Here is a 20,063-nt window from a genome sequence, read left to right on the forward strand (position 1 = left end):
GCAATGTCCGCGCCGCACAAAGCGGTGGATTGCCGCTTTGCTGCGCGGACTGACTATCATTTGGGCATTCCGTGGAACAGCAAATTAAGCGGGCGTTAGGCGGAATCTTCGAAAAAGACTCGTATTCGATCTGTAATTAGTTGTTCCGGGTTCGTTGCAGATCAGGCCTCATTGCCAAGGGAAGCTCCCCGATGTCTGCTGCGCTGGGTCTGAAAGCCAAGCCGATCGCCACCGAACCCGCTGATGACGATTCCGATATCTCCGCACTGATCAATCGCCTGACCGCGGAGGTCAACCAGATCGCAGTCGACAAGACCAAGGCGATTCAGCAGATCACCAACCAGATGAAGATGCTGGCGCTGAACGCGCTGATCGAGAGCTCGCGCGCCGGCGCGCAAGGCGCCGGCTTCGCGGTGGTGGCGCAGGAGGTGCGCGGTGTCGGCCAGCAGGTCGAAACCATCGCGCGCGAGCTCGAAACCCAGCTGACGAAGCGCACCGGCGATCTCGTCGCCTCGATCGACCGCATGAGCCAGCGCTCGCGCGGCGAGCGGATGGTCGACCTGTCGCTCAACGCCATCGAGCTGATCGATCGCAACCTCTATGAACGCACCTGCGACGTGCGCTGGTGGGCGACCGATTCCGCCGTGGTCGATTGCGCGGCCTCGCCCAACGCCGCAGCCGTCTCCCATGCCTCGCAGCGCCTCGGCGTGATCCTCGGCGCCTACACCGTCTATCTCGACCTCTGGCTCTGCGACCTCGACGGCAATGTCATCGCCAACGGCCGCGCCGACCGCTTTCGCGTCGTCGGCCAGAACGTCGCTCACACAAAGTGGTTTCGCGAGGCGCGAACCTTGCGCACCGGCGACGACTATGTCGCCGGTGACGTCGAGAACCAGCCGCTGCTCGGCAATGCGCAAGTCGCGACCTATTGTGCCAGCGTCCGCGCCGGCGGCCAGGCCAACGGCGCGCCGATCGGCGTGCTCGCCATCCATTTCGACTGGGAGGCGCAGGCCCGCGCCATCGTGCAGGGCGTGCGCGTCGGCGACAGCGACAAGGCGCGCGTGCTGCTGGTCGACTCCAATCTGCGTGTCATCGCAGCTTCCGACGGCCAGGGTATTTTGAGCGAGCGCATCTCGATCTCGCTGAACGGCCAGCGGTCCGGCTTCTACCACGATCGCACGGGCGCACTGGTCGCGTTCCATGCGACGCCAGGCTACGAGACCTATCGCGGCCTCGGCTGGTACGGCGTGATCGTCTGCGGGGCGTGACGACATCATCGCGAAGTCCGTGAGCGCGGCAGCGTGACCGTCGAACGATGGTCGCGTCGTGATGCGGCGCGACGTGCAGCCTATCCGAGATAGCCAGACACTCCGTCCCACAACAGCTTCAACGCCGTCACGGCCAGCAAGCCATGGCAGGCCCGGTAGATCTGCCGCTGGTCCAGCTTTCCGTGCAGCCGCCAGCCGAGCCAGACGCCACTGGGAATGGCAAAGAGGCACGCCGCCATCACGATCCAGACGTTGCCCGCCGGCCGCACCAGCAACAGCCAAGGTACCGCCTTGATGGCGTTGCCGACGGTGAAGAACAGGCTCGTCGTTCCCGCGTAGACCTCCTTGCTGAGGCCAAGCGGCAGGAGGTACATCGCCAGCGGCGGTCCGCCGGAATGCGCGACCATGGTCGTGACACCCGAGGCAAGGCCGGCAGCAACCGCCTTCGGCGAGGAGCGCGGACGAATGACCACCTTCGGATCACTCACGAGCCATATGCCAACGAAGCTCAACGTCACGACCGCCATCACGATCGCGACGACGCGATGGTCCAATACACGGAACAAGAGATAGCCGAGGGCAATGCCGATCACGAGCCCGGGCAACAGCAGCACCAGGTCCTGCTTCGACCATGTCGATGGCTTCCAGTAGCGCAACGCGAACAGGTCCATGGCGATGAAGAGCGGCGCGAGCAGGCCGCCCGCGGTGACCGGATCCATCACGCATGAGAGCAACGGAATGCCGACGATGGAGAAGCCGCCGCCGAATGCGCCCTTCATGAAGCAGATCAGGAAGACGCCGGAAAAGGCGATGATCACCGTGGCGACAGTCAAATCCATCTGCGCGTCTCCATGACCGGCACGCTCGCGCCTCGGCGCGCGTCACGCCGAAACATCGCGGGCGAGACTCGGCTCAGGTCGCCGTGACGTCGTCATCGGTAGCCGTTGGGCCGGCGTCGGTCGACGTCGCCTGCGAGGTTCGAGGCGGCTCGGCCTTCGGCTGGAAAAAGAGACCGGGCAGCACTGACGGCAGGCCAAAGGTCATTCCGAGGAATGCCAGAAACACATCAAGATAACTCACGCTCATTCTGTTGCTCCGCTTTGTCGGGCGCGACCACCTCTCGGTGCATTTGAGGATCGATGCGGCGCAATATGAACCGGTACATTACTCAGTACAATAAGAACATTGATCTCGGTGCAATTTTGCCGCCTCCGCGCGAGCAGAGCAGATGCAGCAAACTTCTTGCCTTGGGCTTCAATCCGACCGCGGCAGGCGCGGCGCCCACCCCGTCGCAACGAGTCTTCTGAGCATTTTCCGGCAAGGCAGGCCGGTTACAGGCAAGAGCTTGCCGCATTGCTCGGCTACGCTGCGCTTCGCATCACGTTGGGCGGACGTGACATGATCGGCCCACGGATTGAGATCACTCACGCTCGTCACATGCCGAGGAGACATGCCATGAAGATCGTCGTGATCGGCGGGACCGGATTGATCGGATCCAAGCTCGTGACGAAGTTGAAACAACACGGCCACGAGGCCGTTGCAGCCTCGCCGAAATCAGGCGTGAACGCCGTGACCGGGGAAGGCCTCGCAGCAGCGCTGGCTAGCGCGGATGTCGTCGTCGACGTTGCCAACGCACCGTCCTGGGAGCCCGCCGCCGTGCTCGATTTCTTCCAGCGCTCGAGCACAAACCTCGTTGCGGCAGAGGCGGTCGCGGGCGTGAAGCATCACGTGGCGCTGTCGGTCGTGGGGACCGAACGGTCGCCCGACAATTCCTATTTTCGGGCCAAGCTCGCCCAGGAGACCATCATCAAATCCTCGTCGGTCCCCTACTCCATCGTTCGTGCCACCCAGTTCTTCGAATTCCTCGGCGCCATTGCCGAAACGGCTGTGGTCGATGGAAAGATCGTCGTCCCGTCCGCACTGTTTCAGCCGATCGCCGCCGAAGACGTAGCTGATCGCCTCGCGGAGGTCGCCATGGGCCGGCCGCTCAACGGCACCATCGATATCGCGGGACCCGAGAAGGCCCCCTTCAATGAATTCATTGCGCGGCGCCTCAAGGCGTCCGGCGACACCCGACCGGTGGTGGGGGACCCGAAGGCACCGTACTACGGCGCCCCCATTGACGACACATCACTGAACCCGCTCGGCGAGGCGCGGCTTGGAAAAACGCCGCTCGCAACGTGGCTCGCAAGACTCTGACGGACCGCAAGAGCTTCAATCACGACAACCACTGCAATGAAGGAAATCCCATGCGCAGATTGCTGATCGCAACGGCGGTTTATGCCGCATCAATCCTGACGGCTTATGCGGCCGAACCGGCACCTCTGGCCAAAGTGACGGTCGTGTTCGACCAGGCGCTGCCGAACGTCCCGGGCAAGAGCATGAAGGGCGTGCTGGTCGAGTATGGTCCCGGAGGCTCCTCGCCGGCCCACATGCATCCGCGCTCCGCATTCATCTATGCGACCATCCTGGAAGGAGCGATCCGCAGTCAGGTCAATGACGAGCCCGCCAAGGTCTATCGCAAAGGCGAGAATTTCTTCGAAAAGCCCGGCGACCGTCACGCCATAAGCGCGAATGCCAGCGATACCGAACCTGCGAAGCTGCTGGCCGTCTTCGTCGTGGATTCGGCAGACAAGGAGCTGGTCACGCCGATCACGAAGTAGCGCCGCCTCGTCACGCAGCGCGGCGCGCGGCCATCTCAGCGGCCAGCAGCAACGCGGCGCGGCTGGCGCCGATCGACGCGATGCCTTGCCCTGCGATGTCGTAGGCGGTGCCGTGCGCGGGCGTGCAGATCGGGAATGGGAAGCCACCGAAGGTCTGCCAGGGTCTCGAGGCGCTCGCCGGCGAGCACTCGTTCGCCCCATTCCGCGTCTGGCCTTCGCGCCGCTTCGCTGCGATAACCGCCCCGAAGATCGGCCATAAGATCAGGCGACGCCGCAATGAACAAACCGCTGCCCTCTGACCCCGTCGCGCGTGCGACCTCCGACAGCACGGGAGCGCGCCGCAAGGCGGCTTTGCCGATCTCGTTCCCGAACTCGGCGTTTCCAGCATTCAAGCCAGCCTGCCGTTCTGGCGCGACTTGCTCGGCTTCGAGCTCGCTTACGATCGCCCCGATGCGCGATTTGCGTATCTCGTCAGGGGGCGTTTGCAGGTCATGCTCTGCGAATTGAATGGGCGCTGGGAGACGGCCGAGATGCAGCGGCCATTCGGACGCGGCGTCAATTTCCAGATGGTCGTCGATCGCATTGATCCCATGCTGAGCGCTCTCCGCGATGCCAAATGGCCGCTCTACGAACAGCCGAACGAAGCCTGGTATCGGGTCGGCGATCAGGAATTCGGCTAGCGCGAATTCCTCGTCCAGGATCCGGACGGTTACCTCGTGCGCTTCGTCGAACGCCTGGGCATGCGCACGCCATCCTGACGCAAAAAGATTCGTCCAGTCCTGCCGCATCGCGCGATCAGGAGACACAATCGCGACGGTGCACGCTGCCCGGACCATTGAACTGATGCACGCTCTCTGTCGTGTGGGGCGTAAGCTGCATTCGGCTCACGAGCCGAACTTGCTCAATTTCGCATTCGCCCGATTATCCTTGCGCCCCTCTGTCAGCTGACGTGGTCGCGCGTTAGACGTGAAGCTCCCCCGCTTCACGCTCCGCGAGCACCTCGGCTCGCCGTTGCGCAGCCAACGGAGACCATCTCATGACCAAACCAAGCATCGTTTTCGCGCACGGCCTCTGGGCTGACGGATCGTGCTTCGGCAAGCTGATCCCGGCGCTGCAAGCCGAAGGCCACGAGGTCCTGGCGAGCCAGCACGGGCTCGATTCACTCGCAACCGACGTCGCCTGCGTGACGGCGTGCTTTGGCCGTGTTCCTGGACCCGTGGTCCTCGTCGGCCACTCCTATGGCGGCACACTGATCACGCATGCCGGAACCGATCCGCGGGTCGCCGCGCTGGTCTACATCGCCGCGCTCGCGCCCGCTGCCGACGAAACTTCGCAGAGCCAGATTGCAAAATTTCCGACGACGCAGGTGTTCGGCCACATCGACGCGCCGGCGGGCCGTGTCTGGCTCAAGCCAAGCGGCCTGACGCACTTTGCCGGCGACCTGCCCGAAGCCGAGCAAAAGCTGGTCTACGCAACGCAAGGGGCGCCGGTTGCGGATCTCCTGACCCAGAAGGTCGATGGCACAGCGTGGACCTCGAAGCCGAGCTGGTACATCCTCGCCAGCAAGGACCAGACGGTTCACCCCGATCTGCAACACTTCGTCTCGAAGCGCATGAACGCTACCGTGACCGAAGTGCCTTCGTCCCACGTCCCCATGCTGTCGAAGCCGGATGTGGTGCTGGATGTGATCCGAAAGGCTGCGAATGCGGTCACAGCGAAGTAGCATCGGCTGACATACCATACCGAACCAAGGCAGATGACGTTGTCATTCTTCGGATCAGGTCCGGGCGGCGCGAGACCGCCCGGACCTTTTGTCCATCGCGAAAACGCCATGCCGATTTCTGCTCTTTCTAATATCGATTAATCCGATTGTAACAGCGCATATTATTCGTTTGTCAAAATCCTCCTTCTGCGTAGCCTGATCCGCGCCATCGCCCGGCTGCCCGTAAAGGCCGCCCCCGAGAACAGCGAGGCACCGGAGGATTGGATGACGACGACGCTCGACGCATCGGGAATGCCTGCACGTTCGCTGCTGCCCTTCCTTGATCGCGAGCACACGATCGCAAGGCCGGGCTACAGCCGATGGATGGTGCCGCCCGCCGCGCTCTGCGTGCATCTGTGCATCGGGCAGGCCTACGCCTTCAGCGTCTTCAACCTGCCGATGACCAAGCTGATCGGCGTCACCCAATCGGCCTCTGGCGACTGGAAGCTCACCGAGCTCGGCTGGATTTTCTCCATCGCGATGGTGTTCCTCGGACTGTCGGCCGCAGTGTTCGGACGCTGGGTCGAGGAAGGCGGCCCGCGCAAGGCGATGTTCACCGCCGGCGTTGCCTGGGCGAGCGCGTTCCTGATCTCGGCCCTCGGCGTTTATCTCCACAATCTCTGGATCATCTATCTCGGCTACGGCGTGATCGGTGGCTGCGCGCTCGGCATCGGCTACATCTCCCCGGTTTCGACGCTCATGAAGTGGTTTCCCGACCGGCCGGGCATGGCCACCGGCATGGCGATCATGGGCTTTGGCGGCGGCGCGCTGATCGCCTCCCCCCTCTCCGTCTGGCTGATGAGCAAGTTTGCGACCACGAGCGACGTCGGCGTGCTCGGCGCCTTCATCACGCTCGGCTGTGTCTACTTCGTCTTCATGATGGTCGGCTCCGCCATCGTGCGCGTGCCGGCGCCGGGCTGGAAGCCAGAGGGTTACGTGCCGCCTGCGGCCGCCACAAAGCTGATGACCAGGAACGACGTGTTCGTCTACCAGGCGATCAAGACGCCGCAGTTCTGGCTGATCTGGATCGTGCTGTTCTGCAACACCACCGCCGGCATCGGCGTGCTCGGCCAGGCCTCGGCGATGAGCCAGGAGATGTTCCCCGGCCACATCACCGCGGTGGCGGCCGCAGGTCTCGTCGGCCTGATGAGCCTGTTCAACATGGGCGGACGTTTCAGCTGGGCCTCGCTATCCGACTTCATCGGACGCAAGAACACCTATTTCGTCTACATGGTGCTCGGAATCGCCCTCTACGTGACCGTGCCCTATGCCGGCGCGAGCGGCAATGTCGTGCTGTTCGTGCTGTGCTTCCTGATCATCGTCAGCATGTATGGCGGCGGCTTTTCCACCGTGCCGGCCTATCTGCGCGACATGTTCGGCACGCGCTATGTCGGCGCCATCCACGGCATCCTGCTGACGGCCTGGTCGATGGCCGGCATCGCCGGGCCTGTGCTGATCAACTACATCCGCGAATACAACGTCACGCATGGCGTGCCCAAGGCGCAGGCCTACAACACGACCATGTACATCATGGCCGGACTGCTCGTGGTCGGCTTCCTCGCCAATCTCTGCGTCCGTGCCGTCGACAAGCGTCATCACATGAAAGACGAGGACAGTTCAGGTCTCGAGGCGGCGCGTGCTGCCTGACGTTCGGACGAACACAAGGAGGCGACCATGACCACGACATCACGGAGCGAAGCGTCATTCTCCCAATCGCTGCTGAGCTGGATCGCCTGGCGGGTATCCCGGACGATGGCGGCGATGCGGCCGGTGCATCGTGCCGCCGAGATCGCGGCCGCAGCCGCGGCGAGCAACAATCCCTCGGGGGCCTGACATCATGCAGACCGCTCAGACGGCAAAGACCACCCCGCTGCAATTGGCGCTGGCCTGGAGCTTTGCGGGCATCCCCCTGCTCGCGGGCGTGATCCAGACCCTGCTCAACGCCATGAAGCTGTTTCAGTAGGCGGCGAATGCGTCCCACGAACATGCGTGCAACGCTTCTCAGCGGCGCGCGACGGTTGGTAACCGACGAAGGCTTCGCCATCACCGTGCTGGCCGCGGTGATCGCCGCTGCAGTTCTCGCCGTCGGCTTCGACGCGACTGCGGACATCGTCGTCGCGACGCTCGCACTTGGCGCGGTGACGGCGCTGGCCGAGACCCGCCTGCACCGGCGCGGTTAGATCCAGTCAAACGAGCCGTCAGCGGCGCTTGCGCGCGCCACGCGCCGGCGGTTCCGTCACGCGCCGGGTCTGCTCGGCGGCGAGGTCGCGCATGATCGCTATCGCGCTCTGCACGTGGTCGTCGGGCTGGTCGACCGAATAGACGACATAGGCCGGCATCGAGAATTTCGGCGCTCCCACCACCAGGTGCAGCCGCCGCGCCTTGAGCAGCGGCTCGACGATCCGGTGCGCAAAATAGCCGGAGCCTCCGTTGGCGAGAACATGCTGCAGCCCGAGCCAGCCGATGTTGGCGGTCAGCGCAGGCCCCGCGAAATTGGGAAAGACGGCGCTGTGGCGGGCGTAGAATTCGGGCCCCCAGTCGACATAGACGTAGCCCTCCTGCGGCTCCGGATCGCTCCTGGGATTGGTCGACACCAGCACGAGCTGCTCCTCGATCAGCAACTCGACCTTGAGGCCGGGGCGGCTTTGCGGGGTGTACATCACGCCGATGTCGATGCGTCCCTCGACCAGCCCCTGCATCAATTCGGGCTCGAGCGCGCTCTCGGCCCGGATGGAGATCTGAGGATTGGCCTCCTGCATGCGCGGTACCCAAAGCAGCAGGAACTCCTCCCACAGGCCGATGCGGCCTCCGACCACCAGCGCCCCGCTAAAGCCCTTGGGGAGGCCGACGTCGTGGCGGGCCTGCTCGACGGTACGCACGAGGGTGGAGGCGTGGCGCTGAAATTGCCGCCCCGCCACCGTAAGCGTCGCGCCCGCCTTGTTGCGCACGAACAGCGTGCAGCCGAGCAGCTCCTCGAGCGAGTGGATCCGGGTGCTGACGGTGGACTGGCTGACGTGAAGCCGGTCGGCGGCGGTGATGAAATTGCCGGTCGCGACCACCGTCAGGAATGTACGCGCGAGCTCGGTATCCAGGGGCGCACCTCACACATCGACATTGTCGATATGAAAGGCGCTGTCTTGAAGGATGTCAAACAGAAGCAGTGCCGCTCAGCAGCCGAGCTTGTCGGCGACCCCGCCAAAATCCTTGGCGACGATGTCCCAATTGCCGGTCGCCTCGAAATCGACCTTCTGAAGCGGGCCGTATTCCGTCGGCCGCGCCACGAACGCGGTCTTCAGCCCGTTCTTCTGCGCGGCGGCGAGGTCGCCGTTGTGGGCGGCGACCATCATCACCTGCTCCGGCTTGAGGCCGAGCAGGCGCGCGGCGCCGAGATAGGTCTCGGGATCGGGCTTGTAGTGCTCGAACAGCTCGGCCGACATGATGAGGTCCCACGGCAGGCCTGCGAACTTCGCCATGTTGGTGAGCAGCGCGACATTGCCGTTCGACAGCGGCGAGATCACGAATTTGGTCTTGAGGCGCGTCAGGCCGGCGACGCTGTCGGGCCAGGGATGCAGACGGTGCCAGCCCTTGGTGATGTAGTCGAGATCGGCCTCGGTCAAACCCTTGATCGCGAACTTCTCGACCAGCTTGTCCAGCGAGCGGCGGTGCAGGACGTCGAGGATGACATAGCCACGTTCGGGGTGCTTGCGCACGTCATCCATGGCGGCCGTGTACATGCCGCGCCAGCCGTCGACCAAAGCGGTCCAGTCGGCGGCGATGCCGCGGCCCTTGCCCCACCACATGAGGTCGGTGATCAGGCTGGTGCGCCAGTCCACGACGGTGCCGAACACGTCGAAGACCAGGGCTTTGACGGAGGAGAGATCGGACATGTGCGCTTCCTCTTTTGTTGTTCTTGTCATTCCGGGAGGCGCGTCAGCACCAACCCGGAATCCAGAAGTTATGGCGCGAGATTCCGGCTTCTCCGGGCCGCGCGCTTTGCGCGGTCCCGTCGCCCCGGAATGACGAAGCGCGTCAGCCCAGGTAAAACTTCTCCAACTGCCGGTGCTCGGCCTTGATGTAACGCACGGTGCCGGTGACGGAGCGCATCACGACCGTCTCGGTCTCGATCACGCCGTCCTTGCGGAACTTGACGCCCGACAGCAGCGAGCCGGTGGTGACGCCGGTGGCGGCGAACAGGCAGTCGCCGCGTGCCATATCCTCGATGCCGTAGATCATCTTGGGATCGTTGACGCCCATCTTGGCGGCGCGCTCGCGCTTCTCGTCGGAATCCAGGATCAGGCGGCACTGCATCTGGCCACCGATGCAGCGCAGCGCCACGGCCGCGAGCACGCCTTCCGGCGCGCCGCCAGTGCCGAGATACATGTCGACGCCGGTGTTATCGGGGTCGGCGCAGTGGATCACGCCGGCCACGTCGCCGTCGGTGATAAGGCGGACGGCGGCGCCGGTCGAGCGCACGCTCTCGATGATGCTGGCATGGCGCGGGCGGTCGAGCACGAGAACGGTGATGCCTTCCGGCTGGACACCCTTGGCCTTGGCGAGGCGGCGGACGTTGTCGGCGGGCGAGGCATCAATTTCGACAACACCCTTGTCGTAGCCGGGACCGATCGCGAGCTTCTCCATGTAGACGTCAGGAGCGTGCAGCAGCGTGCCGCCGTCGGCCATCGCCATGGTGGCAATCGAGCCCGGCATGTTCTTGGCGCACAGCGTGGTGCCTTCGAGCGGGTCGACCGCGATGTCGACCTGCGGGCCGGCGTTCATGCCTACCTTCTCGCCGATGAACAGCATCGGCGCCTCGTCGCGCTCGCCCTCGCCGATCACGATGGTGCCCTCGATCGGCAGCTTGTTGAGCTCGCGCCGCATGGCGTCCACCGCGGCCTGGTCGGCCGCCTTCTCGTTGCCGTGCCCGCGCAGCCGCGCCGAAGACACCGCCGCCCGCTCCGTCACCCGCACGATCTCCAGCGTGAGGATGCGCTCGAGCAACGCGTGCGGCGGGACTGAAATATGGGTCGACATCGGCTAACTCCTTCGGAACAGTTTTGGACGGAAATCTCCGCCCGCATCAACTCGTAACACCCACAGTTCGTTCGAACCGTGTCCTATTGTTTGAGCATGACCTTTCCGGAAAACCTCTTCACACTTTTCCGGGTCATGCTCAGTTCTTCTCGATCCGGATCACCTGTGGCCGTCCGCTGATCACCTTGTCCTTCTGCACGGCCGCGAGCGCGCGTCGCACGGCGTCCTCATGCGTCGCATAGGTGATCAGGATGACAGGCACGGGCACCGCCTTGCCGTTCGCCGGCGCAGCGCCGCCATTGGGATGACGCTGCACGATCGACTCGATCGAAATCTTCTGCTCCGCGAGCCGGGTCGCGATCGCGGCCGCAGTGCCCGGGAAATCCCGCGCCAGCAGGCGGATATAGTAGCCGCCCTCGTGCCGCTCCATCGGCGCCTTCTTGGTGTCGCGCAGATGCGAGATCGGCCGGCCGAACGGATTGGCGCGGATGCCGCGCGCAACGTCGGCGATGTCGGCGACGACGGCGGATGCGGTCGCAGCACCGCCGGCACCGGGGCCGACCAGCGTGATCGGAGGGATGCCCTCGCCATCGATCGTGACCGCATTGGTGACACCCATCACCTGCGCGATCGAGGAGGATTTTGGAACCATGGTCGGGTGCACGCGCTGCTCGATGCCCTTGGCGGTACGGACGGCAACACCGAGCAGCTTGAGCCGGTAACCGAGATCGTCGGCCGCGCGCAGATCTTCCGGCGCGATGGATGAGATACCTTCGACATACACCGCGCTTTGAGCAACTTTCGTGCCGAAAGCGAGGCTGGCGAGAATGGCAAGTTTTTGCGCGGTGTCGTGGCCATCGACGTCGAAGGACGGATTGGCCTCGGCGTAGCCGAGCCGCTGCGCATCCTTGAGGCATTCGGCGAAGGACAGTCCCTCCTGCTCCATCCGCGTCAGGATGTAATTGCAGGTGCCGTTGAGGATGCCGTAGACGCGGGTGACGCCGGTTCCGGCAAGCCCTTCGCGTAACGTTTTGATGACAGGGATCGCGGCGCCGACCGCTGCCTCGAAATTCAGCGCGCCGCCGTGCTTTTCGGCGGCCTTGGCAAGCTTCAGGCCGTGCTTGGCGAGCAGCGCCTTGTTGGCGGTGACGACCGACTTGCCCGCATTCAGTGCCGCTTCGACCGCAGAGAGAGCGGGATCACCGGCGCCGCCCATCAGCTCGACGAAGCAGTCGATGCCGGGATGCGTGGCAAGTGCCATGGGGTCCCTGACCCATTCGATGCCGCGCAGATCGACGCCGCGCTTCTTCGCCTTCGAGCGCGCGGTGACGGCGACGACGCGAATGCCGCGGCCGCTGCGGCCCGCGAGCACGCGGGCCTGGGTCTCGATCAAACGGACAACTTCGGCGCCCACGGTGCCGAGCCCCGCTATGCCCACTTTCAGGGGTGCAACCATGATGCTTTAGAAAACCTGCCGAAGAGAAACTTAACGCCGATTGGCGAGCGGAACGACGTTGTGCAACGTTTCGATGCCGCTTTCAAGGAAGCGGCGCACGCCGCGCGCGGCTTGTCTGATCCGTTGCTCGTTTTCCACCATGGCGATGCGGACATATCCTTCACCGTGCTCGCCGAAGCCGACACCGGGCGAGACCGCGACGCCGGATTTCTCCACCATCAGGGTTGCGAACTGCATGCTGCCGACGCTGCGGAAGGCCTCCGGCAGCGGCACCCATGCGAACATCGAGGCTTCCGGCGGCGGGATCTCCCAGCCGGCGCGGCCGAATGACTCCACCAGCGCGTCGCGGCGCTTGCGGTAGGTGTCGCGCATCTCCTTGATGCAATCGTCGGGGCCGTTCAGCGCGGCGGTCGCGGCGACCTGCACCGGCGTGAAGGCGCCGTAGTCGAGGTAGGATTTGACGCGGGCGAGCGCGGCGATCACGCGGTCGTTGCCGACCGCAAAGCCCATGCGCCAGCCGGCCATCGAATAGGTCTTCGACATCGAGGTGAACTCGACGGTGACGTCGATCGCGCCGGGCACCTGGAGCACCGAGGGCGGCGGGTTGTTCTCGTCGAAATAGACTTCGGCATAGGCGAGATCGGAGAGGATCAGGATCTCGTGCTTCTTCGCAAACGCGACGAGGTCCTTGTAGAAGTCGAGGCTCGCGACATAGGCGGTCGGGTTCGAGGGGTAGCAGACGACGAGCGCGAGCGGCTTCGGGATCGAATGCACGATCGCCCGTTCCACCGCCTCGAAGAATTGCGGCGTCGGCTCCGAGGGCACCGAGCGGATCACGCCGCCCGCCATCAGGAATCCGAAGGCGTGAATCGGGTAGCTCGGGTTCGGGCAGAGGATGACGTCGCCGGGCGCGGTGATCGCCTGCGCCACATTGGCGAAGCCCTCCTTCGAACCGAGTGTCGCGACAACCTGGGTGTCGGGGTTGAGCTTCACGCCGAAGCGGCGGGCGTAATAAGCGGCCTGGGCCCGGCGCAGCCCGGGGATGCCGCGGGAGGCCGAGTAGCGGTCGGTGCGCGGCTTGCCCAGCGTCTCCTTCAGCTTCTCCAGCACATGCGCAGGCGCCGGCAGGTCCGGATTGCCCATGCCGAGGTCGATGATGTCGGCGCCGGCATTCCGCGCGGCTGCCTTGGCCCGGTTGACCTGCTCGAACACGTAAGGCGGAAGGCGGCGGATGCGGTAAAACTCTTCCATGGCTCTCTAGGCTCCGGGCAACCGGTCAGGACAGAATCGACCGGCCATGACAGCCGCTCGGGAAAGCTCTCGCCCCTCGCGAAAATCACTCAAAATCAAACGCTTAGAGCAATATTCGACGGCAGGAGCTGAAGTCGTTCGCCCTGACTCTCGGCTGAACTGAGGTCTTTTAGCACGGCATGGCGGGGGCGCCAGCGATTACGCCGCGTTACTTGGCGTCTTTTGCGGCAACGGATTGGCGGTCGCGCGCAGCGGCCAGCTCGGCTTCGATCTTGGCGCGCTGGTCCGGCGGGATGATTGCCTGATCACGATCCGGTGGCAGATCGTGCACCGGAAGGTACGAGCCGGGCTCCCTGGGATGGGCCTGCGCATCAGTAGGGGTATAGTCAGCCAGCTGACTCGAGCAACCGCCCAAGGCAAGCGCCGCCATCAGCAGCGCGCCGCAGATCGGCAGCGACTTTTGCAGGTCCCTCAACGCCAACACTTGGGAAATCCCCTACTCGTCCCAACGCTAGGCTGCCGGAACTTAACCCGACAACCTGCCCAAGCTCAAACCATTGCTGCCCACAAATGGTACGAGCGAGAATACTTCCAAGGCCCACTGCGGAAGAGGTGCACGCTGATTGTGACAAAACCAAGGGGCTTTGTCGCAGTGCAGCACATGTTGGAGCTTGTTTAACGCCAAACATGCGAGCTTCGCGGTGACGAATACAGAATGAATCGTTACTGTTCTGCTCATGAGTACCGCCACGACCGACACGCCCAAACCCGAGACGAAATTCGATGCGGAAGCCTTCGCGATGAATGTCGCGCGGGCGATGGAGAGCGGCGGCAAGGCGCTCGCCGCGTATCTGAAACCGCGCGAGAGCGGCGACGTGCAGGATCGGCCGCCCGCCGAGCTTACGGAAGTGGTCAAGGCCTTCACGTCGGTCGCCCAATACTGGCTGTCGGATACATCCCGCGCGTCGGATCTGCAGACCAAGCTCGCCAAGGATTATCTCGACCTCTGGGGCTCGGCAGCGCGCCGCATGGCCGGCCAGGACGCCCCGCCCGCGATCGCGCCCTCGCCGCGCGACAAGCGCTTTGCCGATCCGGAATGGAAGTCGAACCAGTTCTTTGATTTCATGATGCAGCTCTATCTGCTCACGACCAAATGGGCGCAGGAGCTGGTGCACGACGCCGAGCTCGATCCGCAGACCCGCCGCAAGGCGGAGTTCTACATCCAGCAGGTCACCAATGCGATCTCGCCGTCCAACTTCGTGCTGACCAATCCGGAAGTGCTGCGCGAGACGGTGGCGAGCAGCGGCGAAAATCTCGCGCGCGGCCTGAAGATGCTGGCCGAGGACATCGCGGCCGGCAAGGGCATGCTGAAGATCCGCCAGTCCAATCCGGACAATCTCGTCGTCGGCGTTAACATGGCGACGACGCCGGGCAAGGTGATCTACCAGAACGAGATGATGCAGCTGATCCAGTATTCGCCGACCACGGAGAACGTGCTGCGCACGCCGCTCCTGATCGTGCCGCCCTGGATCAACAAGTTCTACATCCTCGATCTCAAGCCGGAGAAATCCTACATCAAGTGGTGCGTCGACCAGGGCATCACCGTGTTCGTGATCTCATGGGTCAATCCCGACAAGCGGCTCGGCAACAAGAGCTGGGAAGACTACATGAAGGAAGGCCCGCTCACGGCGATGGACGTGATCGAGAAGGTCACCGGCGAGTTGAAGGTGCACACCGCCGGCTATTGCGTCGGCGGTACCATGCTCGCGACCACGCTGGCCTGGCTCGCCGAGAAGCGCCGCCAGCGCGTGGCGTCGGCGACGTTCTTCGCAGCGCAGGTCGACTTCACCCATGCCGGCGATCTCCTCGTGTTCGTCGACGAAGACCAGATCGCAGCCCTCGAGCAGGACATGAAGGCGGCCGGCGTGCTCGAAGGCTCGAAGATGGCGATGGCCTTCAACATGCTGCGCTCGAACGATCTGATCTGGTCCTATGTCGTCAGCAACTATCTGAAGGGCCATCAGCCGAGCGCGTTCGACCTCTTGCACTGGAATTCGGATGCGACGCGCATGACCGCGTCGAACCATTCCTATTACCTGCGCAATTGCTACCTGGAGAACCGGCTCTCCACCGGCACGATGGTGCTCGACAACACGCTGCTCGACCTCTCCAAGGTCAAGGTGCCCGTCTACAACCTCGCCACCCGCGAGGACCACATCGCGCCGGCCGAATCGGTGTTGTACGGCTCGCAGTTCTTCGGCGGCCCGGTGAAATACGTCCTGTCCGGCTCGGGCCACATCGCCGGCGTGGTCAACCCGCCCGCCTCGAACAAGTACCAGTACTGGACCAACGACAACGTCAAGGACATCAACGTCGCCGAGTGGATGAAGGGCGCGGTGGAGCACAAGGGCTCGTGGTGGCCGGACTGGCGCGAATGGTTGGGCGGGCTCGATCCCGAGGAAGTCCCGGCGCGCGCGGTCGGCAGCGAGGCCCTGCCCCCGATCGAGGACGCGCCCGGCAGCTATGTCAGGGTTCGCGCCTAGCGGGATTTCTTTGCGCATGGCGCAATCCTGCGCGCTTGTATAATCTCGCGTTCAACACAGCGACGACAGAGGGGACCGGGTTATGACGCGCGAATTGTTCTGGCTGACACTGACGGTGATCCTGACCGGGATCCTCTGGATTCCCTACACCATCAACCGCTGCCAGGTTCGGGGGCTCAGTGGCGCCTTGGCCAATCCCTCGCGCGGCGACAAGCCGCAGACGGAGTGGGCGAACCGCCTGATGTTCGCGCATGACAACGCCGTCGAAAACCTCGTGCTCTTCGCGCCGCTGGTGCTGATCCTGAACGCGATCGACTATTCCTCGAAATGGACCGTGCTCGCCTGCGCGGTCTATTTCTGGTCGCGTGTCGCGCATCTGATCGTCTATGCGCTCGGAATCCCGGTGTTCCGGACTCTCGCCTTCACCGTCGGCTTCCTCGCCCAGGCCGTGCTTGCGCTGGCAATCTTCAAGGTGCTCTAGAAATCGGGTCTCTTAGGGATCAGGCCCTGCGTACGACGAGGTTCAGCATGTTGGCTGGCGTCTCGTCGAAACTCTGGATCACGTTGGTGTCCGACGACAGCGTGATCCACGAACCTGCGCTGGCGTAAGTCATCTCGAGCCACTCCCGCGAGACGTAGCTGTAGTAGCGCCCGAGGCTGTCGCGGCCATCGTCCTCACCCATCTTGTAGCTGGCGTAGAACACGCCTGATGGCTTGAGTGCACGGTGGATCTTTCCAAGGATGCCGGCGAGTTCGTCGCGTGGCACATGCAGCAGACAGGCGCTCGCCCAGACGCCGTCATAGGCCTCGTGCGCATCCAGCTGGTCGAACCGCATCGCCTCGACGGGATGACCAAGCCGGCGCGAGGCGATCTCGGCCATTTCGGGCGAGCCATCGGTCGCACGCACTGAAAAACCTTCGGCGAGCATCACTGCGGAATGATTGCCGGCACCGCAACCGAGCTCGAGGATCGCGCCTCCCGGCGGCAGCAGGGCGAGAAAGCCCCGCAACCGCGTCGATGCGGCCTTCGCCCAGCCGGCATAGACCTCGGCGTTCTGCCGGTAGAATTGCAAGGTCGCTTCGTCCACCGCAGTACCTCGTGTCATGGAAACAGCGCGATCTGCTCCAACCCCGCCGTCTCGGGCAGCCCGAACATCAGGTTCATGTTCTGGATCGCCTGCCCGGCCGAACCCTTCACCAGATTGTCGAGCGTGGAAATCACGATCGCCCGGTTCTTGATGCGGTCGGCGACGACGCCGATCTGCACATAGTTGGAGCCGCGCACATTCTGGGTCTGCGGCAGCACGCCCTTCCTGGCGACATGCACGAAGGGCTCGTTGGCATAAGCCTGCTCCAGCGCGCTTCGCAGATCGTCCGGCGTCGCGCCGTTGAGCTTGACGTAGGAGGTGCAGAGTTCGCCGCGCGCCATCGGAATAAGATGCGGCGTGAAGTTGATCGTCACTGCGGAACCGGCGGCGACGCCGATCTCCTGCTCGATCTCGGGCGCGTGCCGGTGGGTGCCGACCGAATAGGGCGACAGCCCCTCGCCCGCCTCGCTGAACAACGTGTTCTGTTTCAGCCCGCGGCCGGCGCCGGTGACGCCCGATTTCGCGTCGATGACGATGTCGTCGACGTCGATCAGCTTGGCTTTCGCAAGCGGCACCAGCGCGAGCAGCGCCGCCGTGGGATAGCAGCCGGGACAGGCGACCAGCCGCGCCGACGTGATCTTCTCGCGATAGAATTCGGTGAGACCGTAGACCGCTTCGCCCTGCAGTTCGAGCGCCCGGTGCTCATGGCCGTACCATTGCGCATAGGTGCTCTTGTCCCGCAGCCTGAAATCGGCGGACATGTCGAGGACCTTGATTTTGGGATTTGCCTTGAGGACCGCGGCGATGATTTCCTGCGTGGTGCCGTGCGGCAGTCCGCAGAACACCGCATCGAGCTTGCTCCAGTCGACCTTTTCCCATTCCACGAGTTTCGGCAGGTCCAGCATGAAAAAATGCGGAAACACGTCGCCCATCGACTTGCCGGCATGGGTGTTGGCGGTGAGCGCGACGATCTCGGCATTCGGATGCCGGGCCAACAGGCGCACCGCATCGGCCCCGGTGTAACCGGAGGCGCCGAGAATGCCGATCTTCTTCGAGCTCATCACGCGTACCTTTCAGGCGTCATTTGATCGTCTTGCCGGGGTCGAAAGTCGCAGCGTCGCTTCGTCCACCGGGCTGGCCTCCCGAGCAACGTTCGATCAGCTATTGTCGGCAAGGCCCAGCATCAGCCGCATGTTCTGCACGGCCGCACCCGAGGCGCCCTTGCCGAGATTGTCGAGCCGGGCGACCAGTACCGCCTGGTGATATTTGTCGCTGGCGAAGACGTGGAGCTCAAGCGTGTTGGTCTCGTTGAGCGCCTCCGGCTCGAGCTTGCCGCCCTTGGTCGCCTCGTTCTGGAGCGGCATCACCGCGACATACTTTGAGCCGGCGTAACGCTTGGCCAGCGCGGCCTGAAGGTCCGCACCGCTGGGCTTGCCTGGCAGCGCGTCGAGCTGGAGCGGCACCGAGACCAGCATGCCCTGCCGGTAGTTGGCGACCGAGGGAATGAAGATCGGCCGCCGCGTCAGTTTCGAATAGAGCTGCATCTCCGGCAGATGCTTGTGCTCGAAGCCGAGGCCGTAGAGCTCGAAGGACGGCGCGCTGCCGTCTTCGAAGCTCGCAATCATCGACTTGCCGCCGCCGGAATAGCCGCTCACCGCGTTGACGGTGACGGGATAATCGGGCGGCAACAGACCGGCATCGACGATCGGCCGCAGCAGCGCGATCGCACCGGTCGGATAGCAGCCGGGATTGGAGACCTTCTTCGCGGCCTTGATCTTGCCGGCCTGGTCCGGCGTCAGCTCCGGAAAGCCGTAGGCCCAGTCGGGCGCGACCCGGTAGGCGGTGGAAGCGTCCAGCACCTTCGGCGCCGAAGCGCCCATGCTGTCGACCAGCGCGACTGTTTCCTTCGCGGCATCGTCAGGCAGGCAGAGGATCACGAGATCAACCTCCTCCATCAGCGCCTTCTTGGCCGCGGGGTCCTTGCGCTTGTCGTCGGCGATCGTCTTCACGGTGACGTCGCTCTGGAGCTTCAGCCGCTCATTGATGCCGAGCCCGGTGGTGCCGGAGCCGCCGTCGACGAAGACGGTCGCGGGCTTCTTGGCCGCGCCGGTGGTCGGGGCCTTGGTGGTTTCGGTGAGGCTCATGGCGCGCTCCTTTCGAGCATGTTGGTTTCGTTCGCGAAGGCCTCCGGCCTCACGTCCTGCATCAATTGTGCAATCTCTCTGGCGTCGGCTTCGGGTTGCGCACCGAGCGCGTTGGCGATCGCGGTGTAGTCGGCGTCCGATTTGTGCTGGTTGAGCTTGAAGCTGCCTTCGACCTCTTCAACCGTCATGACCAGACCCACGATCCCCTTCTTCAACGCTTCCAGCCGGCCTGCCGTCATCTTCGCCGATGTCCACGGCGCTTTCGGCAACAGCCAGCTCTCGAACTTGTCGCTCAGCGTGTCGATCTGCACCGCCAGCTGATCGTCCGACAAGAGGCGCACCGGCCCGCTCAGATGCACCGACTGGTAGAGCCAGGTCGGCACCTGATCCGGCGAGACGTACCAGTCGGGCGATACATAGGCATCGGGGCCGTTGACCGCGAGCAGCCAGGAGGTCGCGCCGTCCGCCAGCTTTAGCAGCGGATTGTGACGGGCGACATGAAAGGCGGCCTGCGGCGTGCCGTCAGCGGCGTAAGTCAGGTAGAACGGCAGCGGCGAGGCGACCGGCTTGTGGCCGTCGAAGGCGCACATCGTGCCGAAGCCGCGCTCCTCGGCGAATTTCAGGCTCGCGGCGCGGTCCTGCTTGAAAAAGGGTGGCGTGTACATCGTGGTCTCCTGCTGGGCCTCCTCGGGGGGGCCGCCGGATCAGATCGCGCTGACAGGAGAGAGAATGCCGCGGATCGGATCCAGCGGCAAAGACGATGATCTCAAACGCGATCGACCGCCCAAACCGCTAAAGAGCGGCGGCGGCGACGGGCGAACAGGATGGTCGCGGCGTTGATCATGGCGCGCGGCTAT

General features: G+C 64.1%; 23 protein-coding genes and 1 pseudogene. 11 read left to right on the forward strand and 13 right to left on the reverse strand.

Annotated elements, in window-relative coordinates; all coding sequences use genetic code 11:
• Positions 1 to 191: 191 nt before the first annotated feature.
• Positions 192 to 1,268 (forward strand): methyl-accepting chemotaxis protein, encoded by a 1,077-nt coding sequence (locus tag ACVJ5M_RS26525; RefSeq protein WP_354097775.1) that lies wholly within the window; start codon positions 192 to 194, stop codon positions 1,266 to 1,268.
• Positions 1,269 to 1,348: 80 nt separating this feature from the next.
• On the opposite strand, the gene ACVJ5M_RS26530 is transcribed toward ACVJ5M_RS26525, so the two are convergent.
• Both ACVJ5M_RS26530 and ACVJ5M_RS26535 read right to left on the reverse strand, forming a co-directional pair.
• Entirely contained in the window at positions 1,349 to 2,107 is a 759-nt protein-coding gene (locus tag ACVJ5M_RS26530) for a sulfite exporter TauE/SafE family protein (protein ID WP_354097774.1), read from the reverse strand.
• Positions 2,108 to 2,180: 73 nt separating this feature from the next.
• Positions 2,181 to 2,354, reverse strand: a complete 174-nt coding sequence (locus ACVJ5M_RS26535) for a hypothetical protein (RefSeq protein ID WP_166096445.1) — start codon at positions 2,352 to 2,354, stop codon at positions 2,181 to 2,183.
• Between the two features lie 369 nt (positions 2,355 to 2,723).
• Here ACVJ5M_RS26535 and ACVJ5M_RS26540 point away from each other — a divergent pair, with 369 nt between their 5' ends.
• Both ACVJ5M_RS26540 and ACVJ5M_RS26545 read left to right on the forward strand, forming a co-directional pair.
• Positions 2,724 to 3,467, forward strand: coding sequence for an SDR family oxidoreductase (locus tag ACVJ5M_RS26540; protein WP_354097773.1), 744 nt, complete (start codon positions 2,724 to 2,726; stop codon positions 3,465 to 3,467).
• Between the two features lie 50 nt (positions 3,468 to 3,517).
• Positions 3,518 to 3,931 (forward strand): cupin domain-containing protein, encoded by a 414-nt coding sequence (locus tag ACVJ5M_RS26545; RefSeq protein WP_354097772.1) that lies wholly within the window; start codon positions 3,518 to 3,520, stop codon positions 3,929 to 3,931.
• A 10-nt stretch (positions 3,932 to 3,941) separates the two neighbouring features.
• Here the strand turns inward: ACVJ5M_RS26545 and ACVJ5M_RS26550 are convergent.
• Positions 3,942 to 4,079: pseudogene (locus ACVJ5M_RS26550) on the reverse strand (4-hydroxythreonine-4-phosphate dehydrogenase PdxA); the annotation flags it as partial.
• A 382-nt stretch (positions 4,080 to 4,461) separates the two neighbouring features.
• Here ACVJ5M_RS26550 and ACVJ5M_RS26555 point away from each other — a divergent pair.
• The 6 genes from ACVJ5M_RS26555 to ACVJ5M_RS26580 all read left to right on the forward strand — a co-directional run bounded on the left by ACVJ5M_RS26555 (position 4,462) and on the right by ACVJ5M_RS26580 (position 7,873).
• The gene (locus ACVJ5M_RS26555; protein ID WP_354099579.1) at positions 4,462 to 4,611 is read left to right on the forward strand and encodes a VOC family protein; all 150 of its coding nucleotides are present in this window, start codon (positions 4,462 to 4,464) and stop codon (positions 4,609 to 4,611) included.
• A 356-nt stretch (positions 4,612 to 4,967) separates the two neighbouring features.
• Complete coding sequence (locus tag ACVJ5M_RS26560; RefSeq protein WP_354097770.1) at positions 4,968 to 5,654, forward strand: alpha/beta fold hydrolase; 687 nt, start codon at positions 4,968 to 4,970, stop codon at positions 5,652 to 5,654.
• Between the two features lie 264 nt (positions 5,655 to 5,918).
• Entirely contained in the window at positions 5,919 to 7,340 is a 1,422-nt protein-coding gene (locus ACVJ5M_RS26565) for an L-lactate MFS transporter (protein ID WP_354097769.1), read from the forward strand.
• A 27-nt stretch (positions 7,341 to 7,367) separates the two neighbouring features.
• Positions 7,368 to 7,526, forward strand: a complete 159-nt coding sequence (locus ACVJ5M_RS26570; RefSeq protein ID WP_354095354.1) for a hypothetical protein — start codon at positions 7,368 to 7,370, stop codon at positions 7,524 to 7,526.
• Positions 7,527 to 7,530: 4 nt separating this feature from the next.
• Positions 7,531 to 7,656 carry an MFS transporter small subunit gene (locus tag ACVJ5M_RS26575; protein ID WP_014495518.1) on the forward strand — a complete coding sequence of 42 codons (126 nt, stop codon included), beginning with the start codon at positions 7,531 to 7,533 and terminating at the stop codon, positions 7,654 to 7,656.
• Positions 7,657 to 7,678: 22 nt separating this feature from the next.
• Positions 7,679 to 7,873 carry a hypothetical protein gene (locus ACVJ5M_RS26580; protein WP_354095353.1) on the forward strand — a complete coding sequence of 65 codons (195 nt, stop codon included), beginning with the start codon at positions 7,679 to 7,681 and terminating at the stop codon, positions 7,871 to 7,873.
• Positions 7,874 to 7,891: 18 nt separating this feature from the next.
• Here the strand turns inward: ACVJ5M_RS26580 and ACVJ5M_RS26585 are convergent, their stop codons facing one another.
• From ACVJ5M_RS26585 to ACVJ5M_RS26610, 6 genes are all read right to left on the reverse strand, one after another.
• A complete protein-coding gene (locus ACVJ5M_RS26585; RefSeq protein ID WP_354099715.1) occupies positions 7,892 to 8,785 on the reverse strand; it encodes a LysR family transcriptional regulator in 894 nt (297 codons plus the stop codon).
• 75 nt (positions 8,786 to 8,860) lie between these two features.
• On the reverse strand, positions 8,861 to 9,580 hold the full coding sequence (locus ACVJ5M_RS26590) for a haloacid dehalogenase type II (protein WP_283018782.1): 720 nt from the start codon (positions 9,578 to 9,580) through the stop codon (positions 8,861 to 8,863).
• A gap of 142 nt (positions 9,581 to 9,722) precedes the next feature.
• On the reverse strand, positions 9,723 to 10,724 hold the full coding sequence (gene glpX, locus ACVJ5M_RS26595; protein WP_063983497.1) for a class II fructose-bisphosphatase: 1,002 nt from the start codon (positions 10,722 to 10,724) through the stop codon (positions 9,723 to 9,725).
• A gap of 139 nt (positions 10,725 to 10,863) precedes the next feature.
• Positions 10,864 to 12,180 (reverse strand): homoserine dehydrogenase, encoded by a 1,317-nt coding sequence (locus tag ACVJ5M_RS26600; protein ID WP_085401211.1) that lies wholly within the window; start codon positions 12,178 to 12,180, stop codon positions 10,864 to 10,866.
• A 30-nt stretch (positions 12,181 to 12,210) separates the two neighbouring features.
• Complete coding sequence (locus ACVJ5M_RS26605) at positions 12,211 to 13,431, reverse strand: LL-diaminopimelate aminotransferase (protein WP_014495524.1); 1,221 nt, start codon at positions 13,429 to 13,431, stop codon at positions 12,211 to 12,213.
• Between the two features lie 208 nt (positions 13,432 to 13,639).
• On the reverse strand, positions 13,640 to 13,915 hold the full coding sequence (locus ACVJ5M_RS26610) for a hypothetical protein (RefSeq protein WP_063983499.1): 276 nt from the start codon (positions 13,913 to 13,915) through the stop codon (positions 13,640 to 13,642).
• A gap of 253 nt (positions 13,916 to 14,168) precedes the next feature.
• Here ACVJ5M_RS26610 and ACVJ5M_RS26615 point away from each other — a divergent pair, with 253 nt between their 5' ends.
• On the forward strand, positions 14,169 to 15,974 hold the full coding sequence (locus ACVJ5M_RS26615) for a PHA/PHB synthase family protein (protein WP_354097768.1): 1,806 nt from the start codon (positions 14,169 to 14,171) through the stop codon (positions 15,972 to 15,974).
• Positions 15,975 to 16,056: 82 nt separating this feature from the next.
• Positions 16,057 to 16,455 carry an MAPEG family protein gene (locus tag ACVJ5M_RS26620; RefSeq protein WP_354097767.1) on the forward strand — a complete coding sequence of 133 codons (399 nt, stop codon included), beginning with the start codon at positions 16,057 to 16,059 and terminating at the stop codon, positions 16,453 to 16,455.
• A gap of 19 nt (positions 16,456 to 16,474) precedes the next feature.
• Here ACVJ5M_RS26620 and ACVJ5M_RS26625 read toward each other — a convergent pair whose 3' ends face one another.
• The 4 genes from ACVJ5M_RS26625 to ACVJ5M_RS26640 form a co-directional block, all read right to left on the reverse strand.
• A complete protein-coding gene (locus tag ACVJ5M_RS26625) occupies positions 16,475 to 17,062 on the reverse strand; it encodes a class I SAM-dependent methyltransferase (protein ID WP_354097766.1) in 588 nt (195 codons plus the stop codon).
• Positions 17,063 to 17,076: 14 nt separating this feature from the next.
• The gene (gene argC / locus ACVJ5M_RS26630; protein WP_063983503.1) at positions 17,077 to 18,123 is read right to left on the reverse strand and encodes an N-acetyl-gamma-glutamyl-phosphate reductase; all 1,047 of its coding nucleotides are present in this window, start codon (positions 18,121 to 18,123) and stop codon (positions 17,077 to 17,079) included.
• 96 nt (positions 18,124 to 18,219) lie between these two features.
• Entirely contained in the window at positions 18,220 to 19,206 is a 987-nt protein-coding gene (argC, locus tag ACVJ5M_RS26635) for an N-acetyl-gamma-glutamyl-phosphate reductase (RefSeq protein WP_354097765.1), read from the reverse strand.
• On the reverse strand, positions 19,203 to 19,871 hold the full coding sequence (locus ACVJ5M_RS26640) for an FMN-binding negative transcriptional regulator (RefSeq protein WP_208086635.1): 669 nt from the start codon (positions 19,869 to 19,871) through the stop codon (positions 19,203 to 19,205). Before ACVJ5M_RS26640 ends, argC (ACVJ5M_RS26635) begins: the two co-directional genes overlap by 4 nt.
• Positions 19,872 to 20,063: the final 192 nt, after the last annotated feature.

This window comes from Bradyrhizobium sp. S3.7.6 (assembly GCF_054061875.1).